Consider the following 26,522-nt stretch of genomic DNA (forward strand, 5'->3'; position numbering starts at 1 on the left):
TCCGCCCACTCCGCAAGCGCCGCCCGCTACTTGAGCTTGGGCCGCTGCCCCGACGACGGCACCGTCTCCTCTTCCTCCTCGAACTCCGGTTCGTCCGGGAGGTGGACGTCGTTGACCGCGATGTTGACCTCGACGACCTCCAGGCCGGTCATCCGCTCCACCGCGTTGATGATGTTCTCCCGCACCTGACGGGCGAGTTCGGGGATCACCACGCCGTACTCGACCACCAGGGCGATGTCGATGGCGGTCTGCTTCTCGCCGACCTCGGCCTTGATGCCCCGCCCGATGCTGGACTTGCCGCCGGGCACCCGGTCCCGCATCGCGCCGAAGGTCCGGGAGAGCCCGGAGCCCAGCGCGTGGATCCCGGAGACCTCCCGGGCGGCCATTCCGGCGATCTTCTCGACCACGCCGACGGCCAGCGCCGTGCGTCCGCGCTCCCCGGCCGTCTTCGCACCGCCGGTGGCACCAGGCGGCGGGCCGGGGGTGGGCGTGCCGCCGGCGTTCTTGTGCAGGGTCGCGGGCGTCGGAGTGTCAGGCATGGGCGCATCTCCCGTCGTACGGCTCCAGCTATATCGCAAACCTCCCCAACTCTGGCATTTCGCCACGGTCCGCGCCCGCCGAGCGGCACCCGCCCGGCTCCGCGCGGAGCACCCGCCGCCACACCCCGGGAACGCCGGAGGCCCGGCCCCGGGTCATCCCCCGGGGCCGGGCCTCCGATCGAGACCGGGCGGTCAGTCGCCGATACCGGCGAGCTCCCGCAGCCGGCGCGCCTGCGCGACCCGTTCGGCCGAACGCTGCTCCTCGAAGGAGCGCCCGGCGGCGCCCTGCAGCAGGGCCTTGGTCTCGATCACCGCGCCGCGCGGAGCGGCCAGCAGGGCCGCCGCGAGGTCGCGGGCCGCGCCGTCCAGCTCGGCGCCCGGTACGGCCAGGTTGGCCAGCCCGATCGTGGCGGACTCCTCGGCGCCGACCCAGCGGCCGGTCGCGCAGATCTCCAGCGCCCGGGCGTAGCCGACGAGTTCGGTGAGCGGCTTGGTGCCGGCCAGGTCGGGGACGAGGCCGAGCGAGGTCTCCTTCATCGCGAACTGGACGTCCTCCGCGACCACCCGCAGGTCACAGCCGAGCGCCAGCTGGAAGCCCGCGCCGACGGCGTGGCCCTGGACGACCGCGATGGAGATCAGGTCCGGGCGGCGCCACCAGGTGAAGGCCTCCTGGTAGGTGGCGATGGTGTCGTCCAGCTCCTTGTCGCCCGCGCCGGCGAGCTGCAGGAAGGTGGGCTCGCCCGGGATGCCCTCGGCGGTGAACATGGCCCGGTCCAGCCCGGCCGAGAAGGAGACGCCCTCCGCGCGCAGCAGGACCACCCGGACGGTGCCGGGCAGATCGCGGCCGGCGGCGGCGAGGGCGCGCCAGAGCGCGGGCGACTGCGCGTTGCGCCGCTTGGGCTGACAGAGGGTGACGACGGCGAGTTCGCCTTCGATCTCCAGGCGGACGCCGTCCCGCTCCCAGCTCGGGGCCTGCGGGTCGGTGGCGGGAGCGGTCATGCGGGGACCTCCGGTGGCGAGGGATGTGGCTACCGGAGAGTAACAAACCTGGGCGCGGCAGGGCAGGGGCCCCGGCCCGAAAGATCGACGGAGCCTCGCGGAACGGCCGCCGGGGGTGGACGACACCCCGGACATGACGATCGGCGGCCGGTCCACACGACCCGAGGGCGGACGCCCGGCTGATGGTTCAGCCCTCGTCTCCTCGGCCGGCAGCCTGCCGCCGCGTCATCCAGCCAATGATTGACGAACCGTCAGGAACCGGCCCCGGCAGTCGCCTTGTTCTTGCCACGCGTGGCACCACCGCGGCCCCGGAGGATCACTCCGGACTCGCTCAGCATCCGGTGCACGAAGCCGTACGAACGACCGGTCTCCTCCGCGAGAGCGCGAATGCTCGCCCCGGAGTCGTACTTCTTCTTGAGATCGGCCGCGAGCTTCTCACGCGCGGCACCGGTCACCCGGCTGCCCTTTTTCAGAGTCTCGGCCACCCGTGCCTCCTCGTAGCGTTGCTCGGTCAGATTCCCATGATCACCCATCCACCGCGTCCTGGCCACCCATTCGGCAAGGTCGATGTCGGAATTGCGTGGTCCTCCGGTGGTGATCCGAGCGCATCAGGGCGCTCACGCAGAGTGCACGCCCCCGGCCGGATTCCGCCGTTCGCCGGAAAAGGGCTGATCAGCAACGTCGGCCCGACCACGATCGAGTGGCGGGCCGACGGGAAGTCCTTAAACGGAATCCGGGTCTTCTTCATTCCCGGACACGCCGTAAGGACTAGTTTTTCTGGTCCGAAAAGCGGATGGCGCGTCTACTTCCGGTCAGGCCAGCGAGACCAGATCGGCGTAGCCCGGGTTCCACAGGTCCTCCACACCGTCCGGCAGCAGGATGATCCGCTCCGGGTCGAGCGCCTCGACCGCGCCCTCGTCGTGGGTGACCAGCACGACCGCCCCGGAGAACTCGCGCAGCGCGCCCAGGATCTCCTCGCGGCTGGCCGGGTCGAGGTTGTTGGTGGGCTCGTCGAGCAGCAGCACGTTGGCAGAGGAGACCACCAGGGTGGCCAGCGCCAGACGGGTCTTCTCACCGCCGGAGAGCACCCCGGCGGGCTTGTCCACGTCGTCGCCGGAGAACAGGAAGGAGCCGAGGATCTTGCGGATCTGCACCAGGTCGGTGTCCGGCGCGGCCGAGCGCATGTTCTCCAGGACGCTGCGCTCGGGGTCGAGCGTCTCGTGCTCCTGGGCGTAGTAGCCGATCTTCAGGCCGTGGCCCGGGATGACCTCGCCGGTGTCCGGCGCCTCGACCCCGGCCAGCATCCGCAGCAGGGTGGTCTTGCCGGCGCCGTTGAAGCCCAGCACGACGACCCGGGAGCCCCGGTCGATCGCCAGGTCGACGTCGGTGAAGATCTCCAGCGAGCCGTAGGACTTCGACAGGCCGCTGGCGGTCAGCGGGGTCTTGCCGCAGGGGGCCGGCTCCGGGAAGCGCAGCTTGGCGACCTTGTCGTTCACCCGGACCTGCTCCAGACCGGAGAGCAGCTTGTCGGCGCGGCGGGCCATGTTCTGCGCGGCCACCGTCTTGGTCGCCTTGGCGCGCATCTTGTCGGCCTGCGCGTTCAGGGTCGCGGCCTTCTTCTCGGCGTTGGCCCGCTCGCGCTTGCGGCGCTTCTCGTCGTCCTCGCGCTGCTGCTGGTACTGCTTCCAGCCCATGTTGTAGACGTCGATGCAGGAGCGGTTGGCGTCCAGGTAGAAAACCTTGTTGACGACCGTCTCGACCAGGTCGACATCGTGCGAGATGACGATGAAGCCGCCCTTGTACGTCTTCAGGAAGTCCCGCAGCCAGACGATCGAGTCCGCGTCCAGGTGGTTGGTGGGCTCGTCGAGCAGCAGCACGTCGGAGTCCGAGAAGAGGATCCGGGCCAGCTCGACGCGGCGGCGCTGACCACCGGAGAGGGTGTGCAGCGGCTGGTTGAGGATGCGGTCCGGCAGGCCCAGCGCGGCGGCGATGGTGGCGGCCTCGGCCTCGGCGGCGTACCCGCCCTTGGTGAGGAACTCGGTCTCCAGTCGGGCGTACTTCTTCATCGCGGTCTCGCGGGTGGCGCCCTTGCCGTTCGCCATCCGGTCCTCGTTCTCGCGCATCTTCTTCAGCACGGTGTCGAGGCCGCGGGCGGAGAGGATGCGGTCCTTGGCCAGGACGTCCAGGTCACCGGTGCGCGGGTCCTGCGGGAGGTAGCCGACCTCGCCGGAGCGGGTGACCGTCCCGGCGGCGGGCAGGCCCTCGCCGGCCAGCACCTTGGTGAGCGTGGTCTTGCCGGCGCCGTTGCGCCCGACCAGACCGATCCGGTCGCCGGCGGCGACCTTGAAGTTGGCGGACTCGATCAGGATCCGGGCACCGGCGCGCAGCTCGAGGGCGTTGGCGGAAATCATGGCTGGGAACTACTCCTGGGACGTGGGCGGGCGGACCGGGCGGGGCCCGGGGCCGGGCGAGCGGAAGGGGGCTTCGTCGGTGGTCGGCGCGCCACGCTGGGGCGCCGCCGCCCGCTATTGCCCGGAGAAGATAGCCATGACGGCAAGTCTACCGGGCCGCGCGAAACACCCCGGAGGCCGTCGCCCCGGGTGCCCGCCGCCCGGACGGCCCGTCGGTTACGGCTGCGCCGCGGCCGGCTGGTCGTCCGCCGGGGCGTCGGTCGCCACCGGAGCCGGAGCATCGGTCGCCGGGGCCGGAGCCGGAGCATCGGTCGCAGGAGCCGGAGCCGGGACCGGGGCGTCGGTGGTCGCCGGAGCCCCCGCCGGGTCGGCGCAGCCGCCCTGCGGCCGGACGGCGGCGAACGGCGCGTCCAGGGTGCCGCAGGCCGTCTCGGGGGCGGCCGCCTTGGTGTCGAAGACCTTGGCCGGGACGATCGGACCGTCGGTGATCTCCACCCGGCTGCGGTCCAGCACCTTGAGGGTCGCGGCCGGGCCGGTGCTCATCGCCCAGCCGTTGCTGTCCAGCCGGTAGCCGGTGAGGCCGCCGGAGACGGCCTGCCCGCCGCTGTTGGTGCAGGTGCGCGGGATGAGCACGGCGTAGTCGGTGTGCACGGCGCGCAGCGGGTCGTAGGCGCAGCCGTTGGCCGGCTTGTCGTTGTAGCGCAGGTCGCCGTCGGCGTCGCGCAGGCCCATGGTCAGGTTCGGCGTCACCAGGGCCAGCCAGGGCGAGCCGTCCCGCTGGACGGTGTGCAGCGCGGCTGCGGCCCGCTGCTTGGCGAGCTGCTTGCGCTGGGCATCGGTCCGCTTGTCGGCGCCGGGCTCGCCGTCGCCGCGCAGCCAGTCCGCCAGGCCCGGTACGGCGCGGTGCCAGCGCACCTCGTGGTCGCCCGGGCGCACCGAGGTGACCAGGCCGTCGTCCCAGACCACGATCGCGTTGTCCCCGGCCATCGCCAGGTAGAGCGCCTCGGCGCCCTCGCGGCGGTAGGACCAGGCCTGCTCGCCGGTCTGCTTGTGGAAGGCCTCCAGGCCCGGGCCCACCCGGAGGTCCAGGTCGGCCGCGCTGAGCGACTCCGAGTTCACCGGCGTCGCCTCCGCGCCCGGCCCGGCCACCCGGTCGCCGAACGGGACCGGCTTGTTCGCGTGGGCCGCCGCGCCGGCCGCAAGGACCAGCATCACCGCCAGGGCAGGCAGGATCGAGCGGGGGGTCAGTACACGCAGCGGCTTCCGGGACACGGCCGGAGCGTACCTTTCGGCGGGCGCGCGAGTCAGCCCGGTTCCGGGCCCGGCCCGCGCCGCGAACGGCGCCGCCGGCCGCCCGTGCGCCCGCCCGCCCACCTGCGCCGTCGGCGCCCGGGCCGCTCCGCGGGGCCTCCCGGGCCGGGCCGCGCGGGCCCGGCCGGACCGTTACAGATCTGATACACGGCGGCCGGTCGACGGCCGTTGCGGCAGACGGCGTTCGAATATCGCCCACTTTAGGGTGACATTCGGCTTTTCCGTCCTCCGGCGGGCCTACTGTCGGCGAGCGGGGCGCCACGGTCCGTCCACGCCGAGACCGGGCGCCCCGCCCCCGCGACGCCAGGAGGAGAGACCATGCGAATCGGCCGCCTGACGCTGGCCGCCGCCGCCCTGCTGCTGCTGGCCACGGCCAGCGTCCCGGCCGGGACGCCGCTCAGCCAGACCGAACGGCACGTCCTGTCCTCGGACGCCTTCGAGCCGCGCGGCGCCGCCCCCCGCCCGCCGGTCCAGCGGCCGAAGCACGAGCCGCCGTTCGGCGCCTTCGTCGGCTCCTGGGACAACTACATCCCGCAGATCGGCCGGTACGCCCACTGGCTGGGCGACGCCAACCTGCAGGTCGGCCACACCTACCTGGCCGGCAACGGCTGGGCCGACATCGAGGGCGAGCCGGTGGTGCTCGGCATGTGGTCGCAGTGGCGGCTGGCCGACCCCTCCCGGCAGCTGGTGCTCGGCGTGCCGATGCTGGTGCCCAACGAGGCGGGCGTGCCGGACGCCGAGGTGGCCAAGCTGCTCGGCCGGGGCGTCCGCGGGGACTTCGACGGGCACTTCCTCAAGCTCGCCCGGCGGCTGGTCGCGCTGGGCGGCGCGGACACCGTGCTCACCCTCGGCTGGGAGATGAACGGCACCACCTACACCCACCGCTGCAAGCCCGACCCCGCCGCCTGGAAGGCGTACTGGCGGCGGATCGTCGGGGTGATGCGCTCGGTGCCCGGGCAGCGGTTCCGCTTCGACTTCGCCCCCAACCGGGGTCTGGACGCCATCCCGTGGACCAAGTGCTACCCCGGCGACGACGTGGTCGACATCATCGGCATGGACAGCTACGACCAGCCCGCCGGGAACACCTTCGACGACTACGTGCGCGAGCCGTACGGCCTGCAGGACCAGGTGGAGTTCGCCGCCAAGCGCGGCAAGCCGGTCTCGTACCCGGAGTGGGGACTGTTCCGCAACGGCGACAACCCCGAGTTCGTCCAGCGGATGGTCGAGTGGATGCGCACCCACGACACGGCCTACCAGACCATCACCGACTACTGCCCGCACGGCTTCTTCCAGTGCGGCAGCAATCCGCGCTCGGCGGCGCGGTTCAAGCAGCTGATGGCCGGCTCGAAGGGGGCGCCGGCGGTGGTCCCGACGGCGCCCCCGGCGCCCGCTGTCCCCGCCCTGCCGAGCGCGAGCGCGAGCGCCAGCGTGAGTGCGAGCGCGACCCCGAGCGCGCCCCCGAAGCCGTCGGCCGGCCCGTCCGCCGGCCCGCCGGCGAGCCCGACGCCCGCCCGGCGCTGAGCGCGGTCAGCTGCGGCGGCGGGCCAGCAGCGCTTCCTTGAGCCGGGGGAAGCGGGTGCGCAGCTGGTGCACCGCCGCCTGCCGGGCGCGGACCACCCCGGCCCGGGCGGCCGCGGCCGGCGCCGCCCCCGCGGGGCCCAGCAGCAGCCGCTGGTTGGGCAGCCGGTCCGGGCGCCAGCGCTGCTTGTACGGTTCCTGGCCGCGCAGCAGGCCGAGCACCGGGATGCCCGCGCCGACCGTCTCGTCCAGCGCCGCGCTGAACAGCAGCCCGGCGATGTCCAGCCGCTCCCGCAGCACCGGGTGCGCGCCGTACATGTACAGCCCCCCGAAGGACGGGCAGAGCAGCAGCAGGTTGACGGCGACCAGCTGGCCGTCCAGGTGGAACTGGTGGACGGCGGCCCGGCCGGAGGCGACCAGGCCGGTGGTGGACTCGGTCAGGTGCCGGGCGAACCGCTCGGTGCGGTGCTCCGGGGTGACGCCGCGCTCGTTCCACTGGAGGAAGTGCAGCCGCAGCAGCCCCTCCAGCGCCTCCGGCACCTCGGCCGGCGGCGTCGAGCGGACCTGCACCCCGGCCTCGGCGATCTTGCGCAGCTTCACCCGGCTGCGCTGGGCGGTCTTGCCGGGCACCCGCTTGAGCAGCCGCTCCATCGGGACGGCCGGCAGGTACTGGCAGAGCGAGTCCTCGAAGCGGCGGCGGTTGCCGCGCCACTGCTCGTACACCCGCTGCACCGCGGCCTCGGGGTGCACCTCGCGCAGCTCCAGCCAGTGCCAGGGGCGGGTGAGCGGGAGGGCGGCGGCGAACTCGGCGGCGGCCCGGTCGGCGCAGCCGTCGTCGAGGAGGACGTCGGTGTAGTCGATCAGCCCGGCGCCCAGGCCGGTCAGACCGCCGAACGGGCCGCGGCGCCGGAAGGCACCCGCGCCGACCAGCCGGCCGTTCCGGCGGACCAGCACCACGACCAGCGCGCCCGGGCTGCCGTACTGGCGCCACCAGGAGCGCTGCCAGTCGGCGGCCTGGAAGAAGGTGGCGGTCCGGCAGCGGCCGGCCAGGTCGTCCCACTCCTCGGCGAGGGTGTCCAGGGCGTCGTCCTCGCACCGCACCTCGGTGGTCCAGGACGGCGCCGACGTCTGGGCCGGCAGACCGGCTCTGCGTGTCTCGGTGCTCATCGGGCGCTCCCGGAGGCGGCCTTCTCCTTGGCCGGGGAGCGGTCCGCCGGGCCGGTCCCGGTCTTCGCGCCGGCCTTCGGGGCGGCCTTCCCGGCGGGGGCGTCGGCGGCCGCGGCCTCGGTGTCCGCGGTGTCGGCGTCCATGGCCTCGGCGCTCGCCGCGGCGCCGGTCTTCGCGGCAGCGCCCTTCACCGCGGCATCCTTCGCGGCAGCCGCCTTCGGCTCCGCCTCGACCGGCGGCTCCTCGGCACGCGGGCGCGGCGGCGCCGGCACCTCGGCCGGCCCGGTGGCGGCGGGGCAGTCCGGCACCCCGGCGGTCTCCGCGGCCTCGGGCTCCCCCGCCCCGCCCCGGCGGCGGGTCATCATCACCAGCGCGCCCAGCAGCAGCCCGGCCGCGCCGCCGACGGCGACGTCCAGCTTGCCGGAGGGCGTGGTCGGCTCGTCCGGCGCGGCGGCCGGGGCCAGCGTGACCAGCCGGACGTTGGTGTCCTTGCTGCTGGTGTTGGCGAAGGCGACCAGCGAGCGGGCCACCGCGTCGGCGGTCCGGGCGGCCTCCTGGGCGCCCGTCCCGGTGCCGGTGATCTCGATCATCGGGGCGTCCGGGGAGGTCGTCCCGTGCACCAGGGACTCCAGCTCGGCCCGGGTGTGGCCGGTCTCGGCGGCCGCCACCGCGAGCACCTGCGGCTGGCCCGCCAGCCGCCCGTACGCCTGGGCGAAGTTGGTCGCGGTCGCGGCCTCCCCCGGGTTCTGCGGGACCACCAGGACGTAGGCGTTGGCGGCGTACGAGGGCTGCGAGACGACGGCGTACCCGGCGCCGGCCGCGGCGCCCAGCGGAACCGCGAGCGCCACCGGCCACCAGCGGCGGACCAGGCGGCGGGCGCTTCGGCGCGGTGTGGTCATGGGTGTGGCTCCTTGGGTATGGGACGGCGGTACCGGCGACGGCGGGCGGTCAAGCGCGGGCCAGCCGGTCGTAGAGGGCGCTCAGGTCGGCGGCGACCCGGGCGATGTCGTAGTGGCCGACGGCCGGCGGGTGCGGCAGCGGGTCGGCGGTGTGCTCGCTCAGGTGCCGCAGGTCGCGCAGCTCGGCGACGTAGGCGGCCGGCTCGGACGCGATCCGCCGGGCCTGCGGGGCGGCCCGGGGCGGCAGTTCGTCGAGGGCAGGGCAGGCGCTGTGCCGCACCGGCAGCCCGGCGGCCAGGCCCTCCAGGACGCCGAGGCCGAAGGTCTCCGCGGTCGAGGGCGCGGCCAGGACGTCCAGGGCGGCCAGCAGCTCGGGCACGTCGTCGCGCTCCCCGGTGAGCACCAGCCGCTCCCGGACGCCGAGTTCGACGGCCCGGCGCTCCAGCGCGGCCCGCTCGGGACCCTCGCCGACCAGCACCAGGCGGGTGGCCGGGTCCAGTCCGGCGAGCGCCTCGACCAGCACCTCGAAGCGCTTGCCCGGGACCAGCCGCCCCACCCCGCCGACCACCCAACTCCCCTCCGGCAGGCCGAGTTCGGCCCGCAGCCGACGGCGCGCGGCGGCCCGCTCGGCGGGCGGGAGGCGGTAGCGGCCGGTGTCGATGCCGTTGGGGATCAGCTCGATCCGGGCCGGCGGCACCCCCCAGGACCCCAGCGTCTGGGCGACCTGCCGGGAGACCGCGACGGTGGTGCAGCCGAGCCGCTCGGCCGCCAGGTAGAGGCCCTTGACGCCCCGGGTGACCGGGCGGCCCTCGATCACCCCGGCGTGCAGCGAGTGCTCGGTGGAGACCACCGCCCGGACCCCGGCCAGCCGCGCGGCCAGCCGGCCGTACAGCTGCGCCCGGTAGAGGTGGGTGTGCACCAGGTCGTAGCGGCCGGCCCGGACCAGCCGGACCAGCCGGGGCAGCGCGCCGAGGTCCCGGTTGCCGCGCATGTCGAGGTGGTGGACGGTCACGCCGTCGGCGCGCAGGGCGGCGGCGACCGTGCCGGGGTTGGTCAGGGCCAGCACCTCGCACTGCTGGTGCGACGGCAAGTGCCGCAGCAGCAGGTGGAGTTGACGTTCGGCGCCGCCGGAGGCGAGCCCGGTGACGATGTGCAGCACCCTCATCGCCGGCGCTCCCAGCGCTCCCTGCGCGTACGGCGCAGCTCGGTGACGGCGTCGCGCAGCCGGTGCCGGCCCTTCTTGGCGCGCAGCCGCCAGGCGCCGTCGCGGTCGCCGACGTAGCAGCGGGGCAGGGCGAAGCGGCCGGTCAGCGGGGAGTGCGCGATGGCGCAGGCGTAGTCGTACCCGGCGTCCCGGACGGCCAGGGCGGCGGGCAGGTCGACGGCGCCGTACGGGTAGCAGAAGCCGGTCACCGGGCCGCCGACCACGTCCTCCAGCAGCCGCCTGCTCTCCCGGGCCTGCACCGTGAGGGCCTCGGCCGGCAGGCCAGGAAGCGACTGGTGGCCGAGGCCGTGCGAGCCGATCTCCCAGCCGGCGGCGGCGAGTTCGGTGACCTCCTGGACGGTGAGCAGCTTCTTCCGGGGGCCCTCGACGTCCCAGTCGTTGTCGCGGCCGAGCAGGTCGGCGACCACGTACGCGGTGGCGGTGAAGCCGTAGGCCTGGAGGATCGGGACGGCGTACCGGGCGAAGTCCGCGTAGCCGTCGTCGAAGGTGAGGCCGACCAGCTTCTCGTCCCGGCCGAGCGCCCGGGCCCGCATCAGCTCCCGGACCGAGACGCCCCGCCGGCCGCGCCGGTGCAGCCAGGCGATCTGCTCGGCGAACCGCTCGGGACTGACGGTGAGCCGGTACGGGTCCTCCTTCTCGACCGCCACCGAGTGGTACATCAGGATCCACGGCGAGGCGGGGCCGGGGATCGGCGGTTCGCCGACCGGGTGGCGGCTCCTCGGGAGTCGCGCCCGGTGCGGCTGGGCGTTGCTGACGCCCGCCTGGGCCGAACGGACGGTGCCCCGTTCATTGTCCATGGGGACGCTTCCCTTCTTCGGCGAGGGTTGGCGGGTTCGGGGCCTGTCCGGCGGACGGGCCCGGCAGGATCCACCGGGCGGGCCCCGCGGCCCGGGCGGCGGCGAGGACCGGGCCGCGCACCTCGCGGGCACCGAACCCGGTGCCGAGGGCGGCGAAGGCCAGCGCCACGGTGAGGCCCCCGAGGAGGGTCGAGAGCAGGGGGTCGGCGGCGAGGCCGGCGGCGGCGGTGCCGAGCACGGTGGCCCCGGCGGCGGCGGCCACCAGCCGGCCGTGGCCGCCGAGCACCCGGCGCAGCCGCAGCGGGATGCCGCGCAGCACCAGGCCGCGCAGCAGCAGCGCGGCGGTGGTGGTGATGCCGGCCGCGTTCCCGGCGGCGAGTCCCAGCGCGCCGAAGGCGGGCGTCGCGAGCAGGCCGGTGACGACGGTGACGGCCAGGCCGAGCACCATCACGACGGCCGGGTACCAGTCCAGCAGCCGGCGCCGGCCGTCGTCGGTGCGGGGGTCGTCGGCCCGGCGGACCACCGGGCGCAGCGAGAAGTACGGGCGGATCATCACGCCGATCAGTGCCTGGGCGGGCAGGCCGAAGCTGTACACCCGGATGACGTCGGCGGTGGCGGCGGTGTCCCGGGGGCCGAAGGCTCCGCGCTCGAACAGCAGTGAGACGACGGAGGGGGCGCAGGCCATCAGGAAGGCGGTGCCGAGCAGCACGACCGCCGCGGCCTGGCCGAGGTCCTTCTCCACCCGGTCGCGGGCGGTGGCGAGGTCCCCGGCGGCGAGCGCCCTGGCGACCAGCGGGAAGGTGACGGTGCAGATCAGGATGCCCGCCGTCATGGCGAGTTGGGAGACCTTGGCGGCGTAGTTGAGGTGCGAGATGGTGCCGGGCGGGAGCGCCGACCCGAGGTAGCGCTCGACGAAGACCTGGGACTGCCGGGTCAGGGTGAAGGCGCCGACCGGCAACAGGGCGAGCGGCATCAGCACCAGCGCCTTGCGCGAGCGGCGGCCGCGGCCGGCGCCGGGCGGGCCCCCGCGCAGCCGCCGCAGGAACGGGCCGACCAGCAGACCGGCCATCAGCAGGCTGCCGGCCGCGACGCCGAGGGCGGCGGAGCGCACCCCGAGGGCGGCGTGCAGGGCCAGCAGGACTGCGAGGATGCCGAGGTTGTAGACGACGTAGATGCCGGCCGGGGCGGTGAAGCGGTGGTGGGCGCGCAGCGCGGCGGCCAGGTAGCCGGCCACGCCGAAGGGCAGCACGGTGACCGCGGTGATCCGGGTGCAGGTGACGGCCAGTCCGGGGTCGGGCAGGCCGGGTGCGAGCAGCTCGACCAGCTGCGGGGCGCCCAGGGCGGCGGCCAGGGCGAGCCCGCTGAGCGCGAGCAGCAGCCAGGGCAGGGTGGCGCGGACCAGCTGGCGGACCGGGTCGGGGGCGTCCGGGTCCTCCTCGCGCAGTACCAGGGCGAGGGCGAAGGCGGGCACCATGAGGAAGGACATGGCGTCCTCGATCAGCAGCGGTGCGGCCGTCTCGGGGACGGTCCAGGCGACCAGGAAGGCGTCGGTGCCCTGGTTGGCGCCGAAGTAGCGGGCCAGCAGGAGGTCGCGCAGCAGGCCGAGCCCGGAGCCGGCGGCGCTGAGCAGCGCGGTGATGCCGAAGGCCCTGGCGAGGAAGCCGCCGCGGGGCGCCGGGTCCGGCGCGGGGGCCGGCTGCTCGCCGGGCGCGCTGCGCGGGGCCGGGAGGGCGGAGGTGAGGGCGGTCGGCTGGTCGGTGGTCACGGTGTCATCGCCCACTCGCCGCCGGAGGGGCGGTCCTCGGCGGCGGCGAGGGCGGCGAGGCCGAGGACGACGGAGGTCAGCACGGTGGTGGTGCCGCCGATGTCGGCGTACAGGAAGTCGACCAGCACCCAGGTGAGCAGGGCGAGCGCCGCGAGGCCGGGGCCCCGGGAGCGGCGCAGGCAGCCGAGCAGGAGGGCGAGGAAGAGCGCGGCGTAGGCGGTGATGCCGATCAGTCCCTGTTCGCTGAGGACCAGGAAGTACATGTTGTGCGGGGAGAGCAGCGGTTCGCGCTGGAAGCCGATGGTGGCGTCGGCGGCGTCGCTGCCGGAGGACAGCCGCAGCGGGGCGTGGCTGTCGCGCAGCTGCTGGAAGGCCTTGGGCCCGGCGCCGTGGACGGGGTGGTCCTGCCAGATCCGCCCGGCGGTGGCCCACAGGTCGTAGCGGTCGGAGACGGACTGGTCGGGGGCGGCGGAGACGGAGCCGATCGAGCTGATCCGCTTGGTGACGCCGGAGCCGCCGAGGCCGAGGCCGCCGACCAGGACGACCGCGGCGGCCAGGCCGAGGACGGCGGAGCGGACGGCGAGCCGGGCGTCGGCGCGCAGCAGCAGCACGGTGGCGGCGACGCCGGTGGCGATCCAGCTGCCGCGGCTGAACGAGACGGCGAGCGGGAAGGCGAGGAAGGCGGCGGCGGCGAACATCGCCCGCCGCAGCCGGGCGTCGCCGCCGGGCCCGCGCTCGCCCAGCGCGAGCGCCAGGGCGGCGAGCAGGCCGAAGCTGACCACCGTGGACATCGCCATGATGTCCAGCGCGCCGAAGGTGCCGACGGCGCGGATCGGCTGGCCGGTGTAGGAGGCGCCGGTGTGGGTGAGGTACTGCTTGGCGCCGACCACGCCCTGGATCAGGGCGGCGAGGACGAAGGAGCCGAGGACCAGGCGCTGGTCGGTGCGGTCGCGCAGGGCGCAGAGCACCGCGGCGGGCACCAGCACGAACACCTGGACCAGCCGGACGAAGCCGGTGACGCTGGCGGCCGGGTCGATCGAGCCGAGGGTGGCGACGGCGGCGGCGGCCACGATCCCGCCGAACAGCGCGCAGGTGGTGCGGTCGAGGACGGGCAGGCGGCCACGCAGCAGGTTCAGCGCGGTGAGGGCGACCAGGGCCAGTGAGGCGAGGTCGGCGGCGGTGATGTGGACGGCGGCGGTGACGTCCTTCTCGCCGGTCGGTACGCAGACCAGCAGGACGGTGGCGGCGGCGAGCAGGCTGGGCCGCTCGGCGAGCGCGGGCAGTGCCCGCCGCGACCCGGCGGCTCGCCCGCTCGCCTCCGACGTTCTCCCCCGGCCTCCGGCGGGGGGTGCCCCCGGCGTTCGCTCGTCGCCCGTCGCTCGCGGCGGCGGCGTGCCCCGTCGGCTCGGGGCGGGAAGGGCCGTGGGGGTCAGGGCCACGCGGGTCAGCTCCCGTCCGGGTGGAGCATCAGGACCGCGGTGCGGCACAGGATCTTGACGTCCTGCCAGAGGCTCCAGCTCTCGATGTAGCGGTTGTCGAACCGGGCCCGGTCCTCGATCGAGGTGTCCCCGCGCAGGCCGTTGACCTGGGCCAGGCCGGTGAGGCCGACCGGGACGCGGTGGCGGTCGGCGTACTCGGGGTAGGCCTGGCCGAACCGCATGACGAAGTAGGGCCGTTCGGGGCGCGGGCCGACCAGGCTCATGTCGCCGCGCAGGATGTTCCACAGCTGCGGCAGCTCGTCCAGCGAGCTCTTGCGCAGCAGCCGGCCGACGGCGCCCATCCGGTGGTCCTGGGAGATGTTCCAGCGGGTCGCCGACTCGTGCTCGTTGCTCGGGCGCAGGGTGCGGAACTTGAGGACGGTGAAGACCTTGCCGTCCAGCCCGGTGCGCTGCTGGCGGAAGAGCACGCCGGGGCCGGTGTCGAAGCGGACGGCGAGGGCGCAGAGCACCAGGACGGGGGCGAGCAGCAGCAGGCCGGTCGCGGCGGCGGCGATGTCCAGGGCGCGCTTGGCGGCCCAGCCGGGGCGGCGCATGGCCGGGCGGTCGACCCGCAGGCAGGGGAAGCCCCACAGGTGGTCGCCGCCGGCGATCGGGGCGGTGGGCAGCGAGCCGAACTCGCGCAGCGCGGGCACCAGCCAGACCTGGCAGCCGAGCCCGGCGGCCTCGCGCAGGGCGGCGGCGGTCTCGGCCTCGTCGGCGGCGCCGGCGGTGGCGATCACGTGCTGGATCCGGTGCCGGCGCACCTCGCGCTCCAGGACCTCGCGGCCGCCGAGGACGGGCAGGCCGGTGTCGCCGGCCAGCAGCGGCGGGTCGGCGTCGAGGAAGCCGACCGGGCGCATCCCGTACTCGCCGTGCTCGCCGAGGGCGGCGGCGATCCGGCGGCCGAGCGCTCCGGCGCCGAGCACCAGGACGGGGCTGGGGCGGCTGCGGCGGATCCGCCGGACCAGGTGGTAGAGGACGGCGCGGCCGGCGGTGGCGATCAGCAGCTGGGCGCCGAGCAGGACGGTGAGGCGGGCGAGGGTGGCCGGGCCGCAGTCGGGCCAGCGGCGGCCCAGGCAGCCGGACAGGGTGACGGCGAAGGCGGCGGCGACCACCGCCCGGGCGGCCAGCGCGGGCAGTTCGTCCAGGACGGACAGGGTGAGCCGGGCCCGGTAGAGGCCGCCGGCCAGGTTGAGCAGGATCAGCAGGGGCAGGACGGCGGGGACGCCGAGCAGTGGGTCGAGCGGGGTGGACGGGTCGACGGCCCGGTTGGCGATGCCGGTGGCGGAGCACAGCGCGATGGCGTCGGCCTGGACCAGGGCGAGCGGCAGGGCCAGCCGGTTGCGGACCGCCCCGCGGTGCCGGCGGGCGGCCGGGACCGTCCGGCTCTGCGCCGCTCCCGCCGGGCGGTCGAGCAGTCCGGTGCCCTGCCGTCGGATGCCGGACAGGGGCACGCCCGATCGCGGCACACTGTCGTGGTCAATGGTCATCAGCGCACGATCTCCCCTGCTGTGTGCCCGGGGTGACGGTGCCCCGGCACCGGTTGGCGCGGGGCGGCCGTCCCGGCCCGGTGGGCGCGGTCCTGACAGCACCTGCTGCCGCTGGCGGCATTCGGATCTCCCGTGGCGGGGCCGATCGCTGAGGGGCCGGTCGGGAAGGACTCGGTCGCGAGGGGCTCAGCCGTGAATTTCCGGTATGAAATCTGAACGAAGCAGGCAAAATCTGACAATACCGAACCGGGCGCCAAGGGCTGGAAGTTGACTTGCCGTTTCATTCCAGCCGCCCATTAATAGGTATTTCTGATTTGACGCCTCGCCCCATATCCGGTTGAGGGTGCGAATACGACAGCGCCGGAGCGGCGGGCATTCACGGCATGTGAAACGATCAGATCCGCTGTGGGACACGGGCCCGGCGCCGTCCCGCCGAGGGTCCGGCACCCAGCAGATGGCGGTAGAGGACGTCCACCTGTTCGACCACGGTGCGCACGTCGTGCCGGGCGACCACGTGCTCGCGCAGCCGGGAACCGCGTCGCTCGCACTCGATCGGATCGGACAGCGCTTCCGCCATTCGGGTGGCGAGGGCCGACGCGTCCTCCGGCGGGACCACCGACTGCGCCCGCTCGGCCGGCGGCAGGCACTCCCGCGCCCCCGGCACGTCGGTCAGCAGCACCGGACGGGCGGCCGCCATCGCCTCCAGCGGGGCCAGCGCCATGCCCTCCCAGCGCGAGGGCAGCACCACCAGGTCGGCCGCCGCCAGCCACGGGCGCGGGTCCGCCACGTCGCCCACCAGCCGTACCCGGGACGGCTCGGCGGTCTCCCGGACCAGCTCCGCCACCCGCTGCTCCTCCGGCCCGCCGCCGACCAGCGCCAGCCGGGCCTGCGGCACCCGGCGCAGCACCTCCGGCCAGGCCTCCAGCAGCACGTCCTGGCCCTTCTGCCGGCACAGCCGGCCGACGCAGACCGCGAGCGGGGCGTCCAGGTCCAGGCCGAGCGCGATCCGGGCGGCCCGGCGGTCGGCGGGCGCGTAGTGCCGGACGTCGACGCCGTTGGGCACCACCGCCCAGTCGGCGTGCACCCCGGCGGCCACGCCGTCGGCCCGCTCCTGGACGCTGACGCAGAGCAGCCGGTGCGCCCAGCGGGTGGCGAAGCGCTCCCAGCGCAGGGTGGCGGCGGCCAGCGCGCCGTCGACGGCGGCGAAGGACCAGGCGTGCGGCTGGAAGACCGTCGGGACGGCGCCGCGCACCGCCAGCCGGCCGGCCAACCCGGCCTTGGCGCTGTGCAGGTGGACCACGTCGGGCGCGGCGGCCCGGACGATCCGGCGCAGCCGCCAGGCCTCTCCGGCGGTGCCCGGGCCCGGCGAGCGGCCGGCGGGCCAGTCCTGGACCAGCGCGCCCACCGCGGCGGACTCCTCGGCCAGCCGCCCGCCGCGCGGACACGCCACCAGCACCCGGTGGCCGGCCTCGCGCTGCCCCCGGACCAGGTCGGTCACGACGCGGGCGACCCCGCCGTCCACCGGTTGCGAAATGTGAAGGATCGTCATATGCACGGCGGCGAGCCTAGGGTCGCTCCCCCGTGCCGGGTGGCCCTCGTCACCCGGAGGTGGCGGTTCGGCCACCCGTACGGCTTGCCGGTCGTACGGGTGGCCGAGCCGCTCGAAACGCCGAGCGATTCGGGCGCGTCGATGGACCTACGCGCCCGAATCGCGCTGCCGGCCGCGCGGTCGGGCCGATGGCGGGGCGAAGGGTCAGCGCACCTCGGCGGCCAGGTTGGCCAGCACCTCGTCGTGGATCCGGTTCAGGCCCTTCGGCGCGAAGGTGCGCTCGAAGAAGCCGCCGATGCCGGTCGCGCCCTGCCAGGTGGCGGTCACGGTGACCTTGGTGCGGCCCTCGCCCGCGGCCGCGACGGTCCAGGTGATCACCATGCTGGAGTTGGCGTCCTTCTCCACCAGCTGGTCGGGCTGCGGCGCCGAGACGGTGAACAGGCAGTCGCGCACCCGCTTCTCGGTGGCCTGCAGCTTCCAGTGCACCTGGGTGCCGGCGCCGGTGCCGCCGACCCTGACCTCGTACTCGCTGTACTGCGCGGGCAGCAGCTTCGGGCGGGTCACCTGGTAGTCGGCCAGCGCCTCGTACACCCGCTCGGGCGCGGCGTCGTAGTCCCGCTCGGTGGTGGCCTGCACCTGTCCCATGACCTTGCTCTCCTCGTGTGGTGGGTCGCGCTCTCAGCGGCAAGCCAATCACAGGGTCACGCCCGGGACGCGGCGGGATAGGGTGGCCGGTGTGCTCGATCTGGTGACTGCAGTGCGCTACGTCGATCCCCTGCGGGCCGGCGGCTCCGTACCCGGTGTGGTGGAGACCGACGACCTGGGGACGTACGTGGTCAAGTTCACCGGGGCCGCGCAGGGGCGCAAGGCGCTGATCGCCGAGGTGATCGTCGGTGAGCTGGCCCGGCGGCTGGGTCTGCGGGTGCCGGAGCTGCGGCTGGTGGACTTCGACCCGGCCGTCGCCGCGGAGGAGCCGGACGCCGAGATCCAGTCCATGCTCAAGGCCAGCGCGGGCCTCAACCTCGGGATGGACCTGCTGCCGGGCGCGCGGGACTTCCGGCCCGGGATGATCGCGGTGGACTCCGCCGAGGCCGGCCGGGTGGTCTGGCTGGACGCGCTCACCGGCAACGTCGACCGCTCCGTGCACAACCCCAACCTGGTGGTCTGGCACGGCCGGCTCTGGCTGATCGACAACGGCGCCGCGCTGATCTTCCACCACCGCTGGGCGGGTGCCGAGGCGGCGGTCGGCAAGCGCTACGACCTCAGCGCGCACGCCCTCGGCGGCGCGGCCCCGGACGTCCGGCTGGCCGACGAGGAGCTCGGCCCGCTGGTCACCGTGCCGCTGCTGGAGGAGGTCGTGGCGCTCGTCCCGGACGAGTGGCTGGCCGACGAGCCCGGCTTCGACTCGGTGGACGCCGTCCGGCACGCGTACGTCACCCACCTGGCGGCCCGGGTGGTGCTCTCCGAGGAGTGGCTGCCGGAGGGCTTCGCCACGCCGGAGCAGCTGCGCGAGGCCGAGCGGCGGCGGGCGGCCCGGACCCGGGCCGGGCGGCCGGCCTGGCTGCGGGAGGTGCCGGACCTGCACGGCAAGCCCTCGGTGGAGACGGTCTGGGAGCACCACGTCGACGCGTCCGACGAGGACTGACCGGGCGGGGCCGGGCGGGGCCGGGCGGGCCGGGCTCAGCCGAGCGCCGGGCGGATCCAGCCGAAGTACTCCACCGCCGTGCCCAGCAGCAGGCCGAAGCTGACCACCGGGAACCCGACCCCCCGGGGGAAGCGCTGCCCCCGGACGATCAGCGCGGTGATGCCCAGGCCGAGCAGCGGGCCCGCGGCGAGCAGCAGCACGAGGGGCAGCAACGCCAGCGCCGAGGCCCCGGCGGCCAGGCCCATCACCGCGACCACCAGGCCGCCGGTCACCAGGGTGGCCAGCATCGGGGCGGCGAGCAGCAGTTGGCCCACGCCCAGGGCCGCCGCGAGCAGGTTCCGCTTGCCGGGCAGGGTCGGCCGTCCCGGGAGGGTCTGTGCCATGCCGCTCAACTCCTGTGGTGACTCCGTCGGTTACGGATCCATCCTGGGCGGCGGCGAGCGCGGCGGCCTGAGTACGGGTACTCAAACGCGACCGGGGAGCGGGACCCGTGTGGGCCCGCTCCCCGGCTCAGCGATCAGATGACTCGACCGAGTCCACCGACTCGGCGGTCAGCGGTCGTCGCGGTCAGCGCCTCAGCGCCACCACTGGACCGCCTTCTCGGCGTTGATCAGGCCGGCGCCGTAGAAGCCGTTGTCGTCCGCGCCGCCCTCACAGGTGGCCTTCCACTCACCGGCACCGCCCGGGTTGAAGTCGCCGGTCGGGCACGGGTGGGACTCGGCCTGGCTGGTCAGCATCTCGGTCAGCTCGTCCGGGCTGGCCCACGGGAAGGTGCTGGCGAGCAGGGCGAGCACGCCGGTGGCGTGCGGGGAGGCCATCGAAGTGCCCTGCATGTAGCCGTACTTGCCACCGGGGATGGTGGACAGGATGCGGCCGTTCTTGTCCGGGGTGTCCGGGATCTGGTAGCGGCGGTCGCCACCGGGCGCGGTGACGGTCACGACGCCCTTGCCGTAGCTGGAGTAGTACGCCTTGTCGCCGGTGACGCCGACCGAGGAGACGACCACGACGCCGGGCAGCTCGGTCGGGAGCGACAGGCAGTCGTTGGTGATCGGACGGGTGCCGGGGGTGGTGTCGTCCGGGCTGGAGACGTCAGTGGTCTTGTGCGCCAGGTCGATGTTCTCGTTGCCCGCCGCGGCGACGTTGAGGACGCCCTTGCGCTGCGAGAACGCGACGGCCTTCTTGACGGCGGCGGTGACGGCCGCCTGGTCCTTGTCGTTCGGGCAGTTGAACATCCACGGGTCGATGTAGTAGCTGTTGTTGGTCACCTTGAACTGGTGCTCACCGGCCCACACGAAGCCGCAGATCGCGTACTCCGGGTAGATGAAGCCGCCGTCGTCCACGACCTTGACCGCGGCCAGCTTGACGTTCGGGGCGATGCCGACGATGCCCTTGCCGTTCTTGGCGGCGGCGATGGTGCCGGCCACGTGGGTGCCGTGGTCACCGTCGACGCCCGGCTGCCAGGCCTTCCAGTCGGTGTTCGGCTTGCCGCCCTCGACGCAGGAGACCGACTGCGAGGCGTCCACGTTGGCGGCCAGGTCCTCGTGGGTCGCGTCGATGCCGGAGTCCAGCACGCCGACGGTGACGTTGCGGCTGCCGAGCGAGATCTTGTGCGCCTTGTCGACACCGATCTGGCGCATGTCCCACTGGTTGGCCTCGAGCGGCTCCTGGCCGGGGGCCGGGGCGGCGGTGGGCTCGGCGGCGACCTCGGCCTTCTGGGTGTCGGCGGCGGTGATGCCCTTGGTGCGGCTGGAACCGACGGAGTCGACGCCCTTGGCGAGGCGCAGCTTCTCGGCGAACTTGGTGTCCGTCGAGCGGGCGATGACGACGCCGATCTGGTCGTACGAGTAGACCACCGTGCCGCCGAGGCTCTTGACGGCCTGCTCGACCTTCTGCACCTGACCGTGGTTGGCCTTGGTGTTGACGACGTAGCTGAGCAGCGGGCCGGGGGTCGGGTCGGCCGAGGGAGCCGCGACCGCGGTGCCGGTCGGGAGCGCGAGGGCGCCGGCGGTGGCGAGCACGAGGCCCACTGCCGCGTACCGAGTCCGGCTGATCCGAGGAACTCTCATTGGGGTTGGCCCTCCCGAGTCGTCATGCGGCAGCTGCGGTTGGCAGGTGCACTGAGAATGACCCGGACGTTAATGAATATTCGATGAGATGCGCAAGAGGTAGTCATCTAATCGTCACATCAAGAACAACAGCGGAGGGCAGAAGTCCGCAGGTCAACAAGAACAACAGATTCAAGAGTGTTAAAAAGTGATGCTTCGCCGACGTGCGACCGCGCACTTCCGAACGGCGGCCGGGCCGACCCGTCCACGCCCCCGCTGGGCGGCCACGATGCCGCTACAAGCCGTACAGCCGCCGCGCGTTGTCGGCGGCGATCGACCGCGTCAGCCGGCCCGCGTCGGCCTCGGAACACGCTCCGTCCGCCTGCCAACCGTCCAACAACAGAGCCAGTCCGTGCCGGAACTGACAGGTGCCCACCAAAAATAGTTCGGGTAGCCCGAAAGCATCCGTGGAGAAGAGCAATTTTCCGAACGGTGCCAGCTCCAGCATCTCGCCCAGCACCGCCGCCGCCCGGGGGCCGGTGTAGGAGGCCGTCAGCCCGAGGTCGGTGAAGACCGTCGGGAAGGCCTGAGCCAGCCAGGCGGCCTGGCGGTGGTACGGGTAGCAGTGCAGCAGCACCAGGGGGACTCCGCTGGGCTCGGCGGCGCGCACGAAGTCCGTCAGCAGGGACGGGTCGGCCCGGTGCAGGGTGAGGTCCGGATCGCCGAAGCCGGTGTGGAGCTGGATCGGCAGGCCGAGCCCGGCGCAGACGTCCACGGCCGTCCAGAGCAGGTGGTGCAGCAGGACCGGGTCGGTCAGCCGGCCCGGCCCGCCGCGCAGCCGGGCGCCGGCCGCGGCCACCACGGCCGCCCGGGAGGGCCGTTCGGCCGGGGCGGCCAGGCCGTGCCGGTAGGCGAGCACCGACTTGACCGCGACGGCCCCCTCGGCGGCGGCCGCCAGCGCCTCGGCGACGGCCCGCGGCCAGTCCCCGGCGCCGGCCGTGACCGCCTCGGCGACCGTCTCCAGCCGGACCACCTCGCGCACCGACGCCCCGGTGGCCTCGGCCAGTTCGCCGAGCGGCAGCAGCGGCCGGCCCGCGGCGGTGGTCAGCCCGGTGTCCACCAGGCAGGTGGTCAGACCGGCCGCGGCGAGCAGCCGGGCCGTCGCCTCGGCGGCGCCCAGCTCCCGCCGCCGGGCCAGGTAGTCGGCGGCCGGGGCGTGCGCCGGCAGGCCGAGCACGGGCGGGCACCAGCGGCGCACGGCCAGGCCGAGCGCGCTGTCGAAGGGCGAGCAGCCGGGCGCGGGCGGCCGGTCGGACTCGGTGAGCAGCCCGGCCAGGGCGTCGTCGGTGAGCTCGGCCGCCACCACGCTGTGGCAGTGGTGGTCGACCAGCTCGGGCGCCTCCGGCCGGACCACCGGTCAGTACCGCCAGCGGGTGGCCGCGGCCACCTCCTCGGGGCCGGCCGCCGCGTACTGCTCGCTCTCCGCCCGGCGCACCGCCAGCACCGCCTGGTACAGCGGCTCGCCGAGCGCCTCGCGGAGCACCGCCGAGCGCTCGTACGCGGCCAGCGACTCGGCCGGGCCGGTCGGCAGCCGGGGCACCGTGCCGGGCTCTGCGGCGGCCGGGTCACCGGTGAACTCCGGCGGCAGCGCCAGGCGTTGGTCCAGCCCGGCGAGGCCGGCCGCGATCACCCCGCCGACCGCCAGGTACGGGTTGGCGCTCGCGTCGAAGCACTTGACCTCGGCGTTGGCGGCGGCGGCCCGCTCCCCGGTGGAGCCCGTCACCAGGCGCAGCGCGGCCTCGCGGTTCTCCAGGCCCCAGCACTGGTAGGCGCCGGCCCAGTGCGAGGGCACCAGCCGCAGGTACCCGGCCGGGCTGGAGCAGCCCAGCACCAGGAGTTCGGGCAGGGCGTCGAGCACACCGGCGAGGAAGCCCTCGGCCTCGGCCGTCAGGCCGTGCGGCCCGGGGCCGCCGTGGCCGAGGTTGCGCCCCTCCCGCCAGAGGCTGAGGTGCAGGTGCCCGCCGTTGCCGACCGCGCCCGCCTCGACCACCGGTGCGAAGGAGACCCGCAGGCCGTGCGCGGCGGAGACGGCCCGGACGGTGTGCCGGACCAGGACGGAGGTGTCCGCGGCGCCGACCGGGCCCTCGGGGGCGACCGAGACCTCGAACTGGCCCGGGGAGTACTCGGGGTGGATCTGCAGGACCTCCAGCCCCTGCTCGCGGAGGGCGCGCAGGACGTCCCGCAGGTAGTCGGAGAGGTCGGTGAGCCGGTGCATCCCGTACGCGGGGCCGTGCGTCGGGTACCGCGGCTCCTCCTGCGGGGAGCCGGCCAGGGCGACCACCCACTCGACCTCGATGCCGGCCTTGAGGCTCAGCCCGCGCTCGGCGGCCGCGGCCTGCGCCCGGCGGGCGAACAGCCGCTGGCAGCCCGGGTGCGGGGCGCCGCCCTGGGTGTACCTGTCCCCCGGGGCCCAGGCCCAGCCGGGCTGGGCGGCCAGCGGGACGACCCGGTCGAGGTCGGGGTAGAGCCGGAGGTCCCCGGTGGGGCCGCCGATGATCGGGCTGGTGGTGATCGCGTCGTCGGCGAGGAAGACGTCGAAGCAGGGCGCGGTGCCGACGCCCCACTGCGCGGCGTGCGCCAGACCGCCGAGCGGCACGGCCTTGACCCGGGTGATGCCCGCGTTGTCCACCCAGGTGACGGCCACCGCCTCGACGGCGGCGGTGCGCAGCCGGTCGGCGGCCTCCTCGGCGCGCTCGGCCCGCTCGGCGCGCGGGGGCAGCGCGACGGCGGCGGGGCCGAGCGGGCCGGCGGCACCGGACGGCTGGGCGGACCCGGGCCCGGGCGCGGTGGCGTCGGCGGTGACGGTTCCGATGGTCATGTCCCCATGCTGCCCCGCCGGTTGGGCTTCCGTAACTCCCCTATCGAGTGGTTCAAACGGATGCCCGTCCACCCGTTCACCCGTTCGGGGCGAACCGGGCCACCAGCTCCCCCGCGGTGATCCGCTCCAGGGCGTCCGGGGCGGCGTCCGTCGGGCCCGGGTAGAGCCGGTAGAGCGTCCCGTGCGCCCCGGCCGGGGCCGGCACGTCGGCGTGCACCAGCGCCGCGAACGCCCTGGTGCCGGCGAGGCGTTCGGCGATCAGCCGGGCGGTGTCGTCGGCCGGCTGCTCGATGCGCCGGTCGCTCGCGTGGCGCCCGCGCACCCGCGCGGCGAAGTCGGCCACCGGCTCGTCCGCGCCGCGGTGGTAGGCGCCCAGCCCGCGGCCCGTCCGGTCGCGGACCAGCACCTCGTCGCTGCCGGCCGCGGCGGCCGCGCAGGCGAGGTCCCAGAGGGTGGCCCGGGAGCCCGCGGCGAAGTGCGCCAGGACGTCCTGGGCCAGCGAGCCGATCCTGGCGTGGTGCCGGTCGAGGCTGTGGAACCCGGTGCCGGAGCCGGGGTTGAGGTCGGTCCAGGTGTGGCTGCGCTGCCCGAGGTCGACGATCATCGGCACGCAGATCTTGGCGTCCCCGGCGAGGTCGAGCCGCTGGCGGACGTCCTTCGGCCGGAAGGCGCCCTTGCGGTGCTTGGCCGCGTCGGCCGCGTCGGCCGGGTCCAGCGTCATGAACCCGGCGAAGGCGTCGGTGAGCTCCTCGAAGGGGATGTCGTTGTAGCTGAACACCACCACCACGGCGTACCGGGCGCCGGTGCCCGCCAGCGCGGGCAGGTCGAGGTCGACGAACTCGGTGGCGCCGTGCGGCGGCGGGGCGGTGGTGAAGTCGCCGGAGTGCACGGCGGCGCGGGCGCCGAGGACCAGTCGGGTGTAGTCGCACAGGCCGGTGAACCGCCACTGCTCGTCGTAGAAGGCGACCGACAGGTCGAGGTCCACCCGCTGGTTCGGGCGCTGCATCCAGTGCACGAACAGCCGCAGCCGCTGCCCGTCCGGGAGCCGCTGCACGCTGCCGCGCGGTACGGCGACCAGGGTCTTGGCGCTGGCGCGCTCGGCGAAGGGCACCACCAGGTCGGCCAGCCCGGCGTCCAGCACGGCCACCTCGTAGCGCCCCGCCTCCCGCGCCGACCGCTCGGCCCGGCGCAGCAGTTCGGCCTCGATCAGCGCGCAGACCGGCGCGCTGAGCCCGGCCGGGACGGGCGTGCCCCAGTCGAAGCGGGAGTGCGCCGAGGCGACCCGGCCGCGCGGGAAGTACAGCCGCCGCTCGCCGGCCCCGCGCGGCGCGCGCAGCCGCCCGTACGCGCCCAGCAGCGGGCCGGGGGCGACCGCGCGCAGCGCTCCGGGCAGCGCCTCGGTGAGCTCGGCGGGCAGCGGCTCGCCGGGGAACCAGGTCTCGTGCACCCGCAGCAGGTGGTGCAGTCGGCGCACCAGCTCGCCCGGGCGGCGGGTCAGCAGCCCGACGGCGGCGGGCAGGTCGCCCTGCTGGAGGGCGTGCTCGACGGCGGCGGCGAAGGTCTCGACGGTCAGCCGGGTGTGCCCGCCGGGCGTCTCGCGCACCCGCAGCGGGGCGGGCGCCTCGCGCAGCCGCGGGCCGAGGCCGTGCAGATCGAGATCTGTCTGCCGGAGTACGGCGAAGGCGGCCGCCGCGTACGGGAAGCGGTCGCGGTGCTCGTACGGGTGCAGCAGTTCGCCGGCCCGCAGCCAGGGCTGCCGGTGGCGGCGCAGGTCCTCGGCGAGGGTGCCGACCGGGAACGCGTCCAGTACGGCGAGCAGTTCGCGGCGCAGCGGGCGGGGCAGGTTGCGCAGCCGCAGGGTGCGGGCGGTCTCCCGCAGCAGGTCGGGCTCGGCGCCGGACCACGCCCAGATCAGCCGCAGCACGTCGGTGGCGGTGGTGAGGTGGCCGGCGAGCAGCGGGCGGGCGCGCTCCGGGTCGCGGCGCAGCAGGGTGGCCAGCACGGTGGCGCGGCTCTCCCGGACCGGGATCTCGGCGGGCAGCCAGTCGGCCGGGTCGGCGGGGGCGTGGTCGAGCAGCAGCGCGAGGTCCTCGCGGTCCTGCGGGCTGAGCGGGGTCCGCCGGGCGAGCAGGGCGGCCAGTTCGGTGCCGATCAGCACGGTCCCGGCCAGGCGCAGCGGCTTGAGCGGCTGGTCGGCCCGCAGGCGCTCGGCGACGGCGCGGGCGCCCTTGGTGTCGGGCTTCAGGTGGCGCTCGCGCTCCAGCGGGGTGAGGCAGACCGGGCACCGGCGGTCGTCGAAGCACACGACCAGGTCCTCGTAGCAGTCGCCGCACAGCAGGTGGGCGCAGGGGGCGAGGGCGCCGATCCCGGCTTCCAGGCTGCTGCGGTCGCAGACCAGGCAGATCTGGCTGCTCTGGCTGAGCAGGTAGCCGCGGACGGTCGCGGAGTAGTCGGCGCGCGCGTGCGCGGGCACCCCGTCGGGGAAACGGCGGAACAGGGGGGTGTGGCGGCGGTCGGCGCCGAGCATGGCGTCGACGCCCGCCAGCAGCCGGGTGCCGGCGGCGGTGAGGTCGGCCTGGCGCAGCCGGGCGAGGGCGGCGCGCAGGTCGCGGGTGAGGACGTACCCGCGCTCGGCCAGGTCGGCTTCCAGCAGGGTGATCGCCGTCGCCGTCCACGGCCGCGGCTCCTCGGGCGGGGCCCCGGCGGCGACCATGATCCTGCCGTGGCGGCGCAGCAGGTAGGCGTCCAGGCCGGTCTCGGGCGTCATGGCGCTCGGCTTCTTCACTGCTCTTCCCCCGGTAGGTAT

Annotated in this window: 21 protein-coding genes; 2 read left to right on the top strand and 19 right to left on the bottom strand. The window is 74.9% G+C overall.

Features of this window, described 5'->3' with window-relative positions; translation table 11 throughout:
• Positions 1-26: 26 nt before the first annotated feature.
• The 5 genes from IE332_RS14695 to IE332_RS14715 all read right to left on the bottom strand — a co-directional run bounded on the left by IE332_RS14695 (position 27) and on the right by IE332_RS14715 (position 5,221).
• Complete coding sequence (locus tag IE332_RS14695) at positions 27-539, bottom strand: Asp23/Gls24 family envelope stress response protein (protein ID WP_189916290.1); 513 nt, start codon at positions 537-539, stop codon at positions 27-29.
• A gap of 192 nt (positions 540-731) precedes the next feature.
• A complete protein-coding gene (locus IE332_RS14700) occupies positions 732-1,538 on the bottom strand; it encodes an enoyl-CoA hydratase/isomerase family protein (RefSeq protein WP_189916291.1) in 807 nt (268 codons plus the stop codon).
• Between the two features lie 251 nt (positions 1,539-1,789).
• The gene (locus tag IE332_RS14705; protein WP_030059940.1) at positions 1,790-2,023 is read right to left on the bottom strand and encodes a helix-turn-helix domain-containing protein; all 234 of its coding nucleotides are present in this window, start codon (positions 2,021-2,023) and stop codon (positions 1,790-1,792) included.
• Positions 2,024-2,350: 327 nt separating this feature from the next.
• On the bottom strand, positions 2,351-3,949 hold the full coding sequence (locus IE332_RS14710) for an ABC-F family ATP-binding cassette domain-containing protein (RefSeq protein ID WP_189916292.1): 1,599 nt from the start codon (positions 3,947-3,949) through the stop codon (positions 2,351-2,353).
• Positions 3,950-4,165: 216 nt separating this feature from the next.
• Positions 4,166-5,221, bottom strand: a complete 1,056-nt coding sequence (locus IE332_RS14715) for a PQQ-binding-like beta-propeller repeat protein (protein WP_189916293.1) — start codon at positions 5,219-5,221, stop codon at positions 4,166-4,168.
• A gap of 357 nt (positions 5,222-5,578) precedes the next feature.
• Here IE332_RS14715 and IE332_RS14720 point away from each other — a divergent pair, with 357 nt between their 5' ends.
• On the top strand, positions 5,579-6,781 hold the full coding sequence (locus IE332_RS14720; protein ID WP_189916294.1) for a glycoside hydrolase family 26 protein: 1,203 nt from the start codon (positions 5,579-5,581) through the stop codon (positions 6,779-6,781).
• A 6-nt stretch (positions 6,782-6,787) separates the two neighbouring features.
• On the opposite strand, the gene IE332_RS14725 is transcribed toward IE332_RS14720, so the two are convergent.
• The 9 genes from IE332_RS14725 to IE332_RS14765 all read right to left on the bottom strand — a co-directional run bounded on the left by IE332_RS14725 (position 6,788) and on the right by IE332_RS14765 (position 17,793).
• Positions 6,788-7,945, bottom strand: a complete 1,158-nt coding sequence (locus IE332_RS14725) for a GNAT family N-acetyltransferase (protein ID WP_189916295.1) — start codon at positions 7,943-7,945, stop codon at positions 6,788-6,790.
• Entirely contained in the window at positions 7,942-8,844 is a 903-nt protein-coding gene (locus tag IE332_RS14730) for a Wzz/FepE/Etk N-terminal domain-containing protein (protein ID WP_189916296.1), read from the bottom strand. Before IE332_RS14730 ends, IE332_RS14725 begins: the two co-directional genes overlap by 4 nt.
• A 49-nt stretch (positions 8,845-8,893) precedes the next feature.
• Positions 8,894-10,009: a glycosyltransferase gene (locus tag IE332_RS14735; RefSeq protein ID WP_189916297.1), complete on the bottom strand. Its 1,116-nt coding sequence runs from the start codon at positions 10,007-10,009 to the stop codon at positions 8,894-8,896.
• A complete protein-coding gene (locus IE332_RS14740) occupies positions 10,006-10,866 on the bottom strand; it encodes a polysaccharide deacetylase family protein (protein ID WP_189916298.1) in 861 nt (286 codons plus the stop codon). Before IE332_RS14740 ends, IE332_RS14735 begins: the two co-directional genes overlap by 4 nt.
• Positions 10,856-12,631 (bottom strand): lipid II flippase MurJ, encoded by a 1,776-nt coding sequence (locus IE332_RS14745; RefSeq protein ID WP_189916299.1) that lies wholly within the window; start codon positions 12,629-12,631, stop codon positions 10,856-10,858. The genes IE332_RS14740 and IE332_RS14745 overlap by 11 nt, the downstream gene beginning before the upstream one ends.
• The gene (locus IE332_RS14750) at positions 12,628-14,070 is read right to left on the bottom strand and encodes an O-antigen ligase family protein (protein ID WP_229928604.1); all 1,443 of its coding nucleotides are present in this window, start codon (positions 14,068-14,070) and stop codon (positions 12,628-12,630) included. Before IE332_RS14750 ends, IE332_RS14745 begins: the two co-directional genes overlap by 4 nt.
• A 5-nt stretch (positions 14,071-14,075) precedes the next feature.
• Positions 14,076-15,599 carry a sugar transferase gene (locus IE332_RS14755; protein WP_189916300.1) on the bottom strand — a complete coding sequence of 508 codons (1,524 nt, stop codon included), beginning with the start codon at positions 15,597-15,599 and terminating at the stop codon, positions 14,076-14,078.
• A gap of 394 nt (positions 15,600-15,993) precedes the next feature.
• Positions 15,994-17,148 (bottom strand): glycosyltransferase, encoded by a 1,155-nt coding sequence (locus tag IE332_RS14760; protein WP_189916301.1) that lies wholly within the window; start codon positions 17,146-17,148, stop codon positions 15,994-15,996.
• Positions 17,149-17,352: 204 nt separating this feature from the next.
• Positions 17,353-17,793 carry an SRPBCC family protein gene (locus IE332_RS14765; RefSeq protein WP_189916302.1) on the bottom strand — a complete coding sequence of 147 codons (441 nt, stop codon included), beginning with the start codon at positions 17,791-17,793 and terminating at the stop codon, positions 17,353-17,355.
• A gap of 91 nt (positions 17,794-17,884) precedes the next feature.
• On the opposite strand from IE332_RS14765, the gene IE332_RS14770 reads away from it, so the two are divergent.
• A complete protein-coding gene (locus tag IE332_RS14770) occupies positions 17,885-18,793 on the top strand; it encodes a HipA family kinase (protein ID WP_189916303.1) in 909 nt (302 codons plus the stop codon).
• Positions 18,794-18,828: 35 nt separating this feature from the next.
• Here the strand turns inward: IE332_RS14770 and IE332_RS14775 are convergent, their stop codons facing one another.
• The 5 genes from IE332_RS14775 to IE332_RS14795 form a co-directional block, all read right to left on the bottom strand.
• Positions 18,829-19,176: a hypothetical protein gene (locus IE332_RS14775; protein ID WP_189916304.1), complete on the bottom strand. Its 348-nt coding sequence runs from the start codon at positions 19,174-19,176 to the stop codon at positions 18,829-18,831.
• A gap of 192 nt (positions 19,177-19,368) precedes the next feature.
• A complete protein-coding gene (locus tag IE332_RS14780) occupies positions 19,369-20,811 on the bottom strand; it encodes a S8 family peptidase (protein ID WP_229928605.1) in 1,443 nt (480 codons plus the stop codon).
• A gap of 322 nt (positions 20,812-21,133) precedes the next feature.
• On the bottom strand, positions 21,134-22,252 hold the full coding sequence (locus tag IE332_RS14785; RefSeq protein ID WP_189916306.1) for an amidohydrolase family protein: 1,119 nt from the start codon (positions 22,250-22,252) through the stop codon (positions 21,134-21,136).
• A gap of 3 nt (positions 22,253-22,255) precedes the next feature.
• Positions 22,256-23,716 carry a type I glutamate--ammonia ligase gene (locus IE332_RS14790; protein ID WP_189916307.1) on the bottom strand — a complete coding sequence of 487 codons (1,461 nt, stop codon included), beginning with the start codon at positions 23,714-23,716 and terminating at the stop codon, positions 22,256-22,258.
• A 76-nt stretch (positions 23,717-23,792) separates the two neighbouring features.
• A complete protein-coding gene (locus IE332_RS14795) occupies positions 23,793-26,483 on the bottom strand; it encodes an MXAN_6230/SCO0854 family RING domain-containing protein (RefSeq protein ID WP_189916308.1) in 2,691 nt (896 codons plus the stop codon).
• Positions 26,484-26,522 lie beyond the last annotated feature (39 nt).

The sequence above is a fragment of the Kitasatospora xanthocidica genome, assembly GCF_014656195.1.
Taxonomy (GTDB): domain Bacteria; phylum Actinomycetota; class Actinomycetes; order Streptomycetales; family Streptomycetaceae; genus Kitasatospora; species Kitasatospora xanthocidica.